Here is a 3,187-nt window from a genome sequence, read left to right as displayed (position 1 = left end):
CACACCGTCATCGCGAGCAGGCTCGCTCCCACAGGGTAAGTGTTACAACCAGTAGCTCACCGCGTACCAGCCCAGCACGCCCATCACCACGGTGTACGGCAACGCCATCCAGACCATGCGCCCGTAAGACAGCCGAATCAGCGGGGCGATTGCCGAGGTCAGCAAAAACAGAAACGCCGCCTGACCATTGGGGGTTGCCACGCTGGGCAGGTTGGTGCCGGTATTGATGGCAATCGCCAGCGTTTCGAAATGCTCGCGGCTCATATGGCCGGAGATGAATGCCTGTTTCACCTCGGTGATGTAGATCGTCGCCACGAACACGTTATCGCTGATGGCCGACAACACGCCATTGGCGATAAACAACATGCCCGGTTGCTGATCTGCCGGCAGGGACAGCACCCACTGGATCAACGGCGTGAACAGTTGCTGATCGTGAATCACAGCCACAACGGCGAAGAACACCACCAGCAAGGCGGTAAACGGCATCGCATCCTTGAAGGCATTGCCGATCCGATGCTCTTCGGTAATGCCGGTGAACGCAGTGATCAAGACGATCACCATCAACCCGATCAGTCCGACCTCGGCAATGTGAAACGCCAACCCGGCAATCAGAATCAGTGCAGCCGCGCCTTGTACCAGCAGTGCTGCGCGTTGGCGGGCGGTGCGTTCGGCGTTGTCCTGTGCCGCATAGTTGGCCAGCACCACGCGAACGTTGTCTGGCAGTAAGGTGCCATAACCAAACCAGCGCAGTTTCTCCAGCAACACACAGGTCACCAGGCCTGCCACCAATACTGGCAGCGAGACCGGGGCGACCTTCAGGAAGAAGTCTGCAAAGTGCCAACCCATTTCATGGCCGATCAGCAGGTTCTGCGGTTCACCCACCAAGGTGCAGACACCACCGAGCGCGGTGCCCACTGCGCCGTGCATCAACAGACTGCGCAGGAATGAACGGAACTGTTCAAGGTCTTCGTGATGCAGGACCRGCAGGCTCTGATCGTCGCTGAATTCGCTGTCCTGCCGTGGATCGTTGCCCGACGCCACGCGGTGATAGACCGAGTAAAACCCCACGGCCGCACTGATGATCACGGCGGTCACCGTCAAGGCGTCGAGAAACGCCGACAGAAACGCCGAGAGAAAACAGAACATCAGCCCCAGCAGTGCCTTGGAGCGAACCCCAAGCAACAGCCGCGAAAACAGGAACAGCAGCAGGTCTTTCATGAAGTAAATGCCCGCCACCATGAACATCAGCAGCAGGATCACCGGAAAGTTATGCAGCAGCTCGTCATACAGCGCTTCGGGTGTGGTCATGCGCAGCAGCAGCGCTTCGACCATCAACAGACCGCCCGGCATCAGCGGGTAGCATTTGAGTGCCATGGCCAGGGTGAAAATGAACTCAGCCACCAGCAACCAGCCAGCCGCTACCGGACCTACGGTCCACAGCACCAGCGGGTTGAAAATCAGGAAGGCGAGAATGCTCGCCTTGTACCAGCGCGGTGAATGCCCAAGGAAATTGTGCGCAAACGCCTGGGCCATTGAACCGGACATCAGTTGCTCCTTCTATCAAGAAGCGCGCAACTTGCCGTAACGGTCCCGGAAGATCAAGCTCTTGAGTTTCATTATCAATCGGTGATGGCGCACCTGCAGCGCAACAACGGCGAAGCACTACCCCAGATAGCGCGCCACTACCGCCCGGTAGTGGCCATCCAGCGAGTAGCCGCTCACCACGATTTTCTTGTCAGCCTGCACGGCCAGCGCGGTTGCCGTGTCCAGGCTGCGCCCCAGACGAGTACGAACATAGCTTTTGCCATTGGCGAAGTGGCGATCCAGACGTCCGTCCGGGAGATGCCGCGCCAAAAGAAAATCCGCTGCAATACCGCCAATGGTTGCACCGACGCTGAGCACCCGGCCATCGGCGAGAACCTGGGCGGCTGTCCATTGGCAGCCGCTGCTAGCTATTTCGGTGAGCCGCGCGTGACCGCTATTGCAATGAGTGTCCGGCCGACCATTTTTGCGCACGGTCAGCGACAGGCATTGCATCGGGTCGCGGCTGCTACCGAAACACTGCAGGCGCCCATCCGGTTGCTCGATCACCTGACTTACCTGGGCGCTGCGGTCCTGAATCTTGAAGCTTAAAAAACCGTCTTCAGCGAAGTCTTCATCCAGCCGGCCGGTGCTGTCGAAGCGTGCCAGCAAACCTTCCTGCGGCAGGTTGATCGAGCCGGCGACGACAATCTGACCATCTGCCTGCACCAGGATGCTGCTCAGCCAGGTATTCATCAGCAGGTGTCTGACCATGACAAATCCGTGGCCGTTGAATGTCTCGTCCAATGTCCCGTCCGGATTGAGCCGTATCAGGATRCCGACGTGATCCGCGAATTCGTAATGATGGTTGGCCAGCAGCAGGATTCGACCATCGGCCTGCACCTGGAAGTCGCAGGCTTCGGCCCCCGCGACTCCCGGCGGTAGCCAGTCGTCACGCAGGCCACGGGACAGATCACCGGGCAAACGCACGATCTGTACCCCCCGGTCGCCAAATTGCAGAACCGGGTGTCCCTGCGAGTCAAACATTGCCAGTGCCGGGAGTGTGCGATGGGGGCTTTCGTAATGCAGGCCGGATAACAGGATTTTTCCATCTGGCAGTTCTCGAACCTTGCTTCCTGTGGCTTCGAAGCCGCTTTCGAACTGTCCGATAATGCTGCCCTCCATGCCGAAGCTCCGATCCACTGAGCCATCCTCAAGTAAGCGGGCCAGCCCATAACCGTAACCGTCCCAGGTTCCGACCTTGGCTACGACCAGCAAGCGGCCCATCGAATCGACCGTGACATCGTTGGCCATACTTGAAAGGCTGCCTGCGAACTGCACCCAGGCCTTGCCGGATGATGCAAAACTTGAGTCGAGTTGTCCCGCTGTGCCGAGCGGGGCCGCTAAGGCGAAAGCATTATGGATGGGCATGTCGCATCTCCTTGCGAGTCGACCGGATCCAGAATCTCGGAGGAAGACTTTGTAGGAAATATTCAATCCCTGATTGATGCAATGCACAACGGTCGGAAATCACAGACGGAGCGTCGTTTTGTGCCAGAACAATGTCTTTGCGAACCGGTGACAAGTTGGCCTGGCTTATACGACCGTCTATCGCAATAAAGCGTTAACCGAGAGGGTCGAAGAGGAGGGAGGGTCGAAGAGGAGG

The 3,187-nt window shown here is 58.4% G+C and carries 2 protein-coding genes; both read right to left on the bottom strand.

Annotated features, from left to right (window positions below; translation table 11 throughout):
• Positions 1-42: 42 nt before the first annotated feature.
• Positions 43-1,545 carry a sodium/proton antiporter NhaB gene (gene nhaB, locus AC1DH9_RS25870; protein ID WP_477809049.1) on the bottom strand — a complete coding sequence of 501 codons (1,503 nt, stop codon included), beginning with the start codon at positions 1,543-1,545 and terminating at the stop codon, positions 43-45.
• A 117-nt stretch (positions 1,546-1,662) separates the two neighbouring features.
• Positions 1,663-2,952, bottom strand: coding sequence for an NHL repeat-containing protein (locus AC1DH9_RS25865; protein WP_427539992.1), 1,290 nt, complete (start codon positions 2,950-2,952; stop codon positions 1,663-1,665).
• Between the last annotated feature and the right edge of the window lie 235 nt (positions 2,953-3,187).

The sequence above is a fragment of the Pseudomonas sp. 05T35 genome, assembly GCF_056396605.1.
The sequence above is the reverse complement of the archived record's forward strand: the minus strand, read 5'-3'. Positions and strand labels throughout refer to the sequence as shown.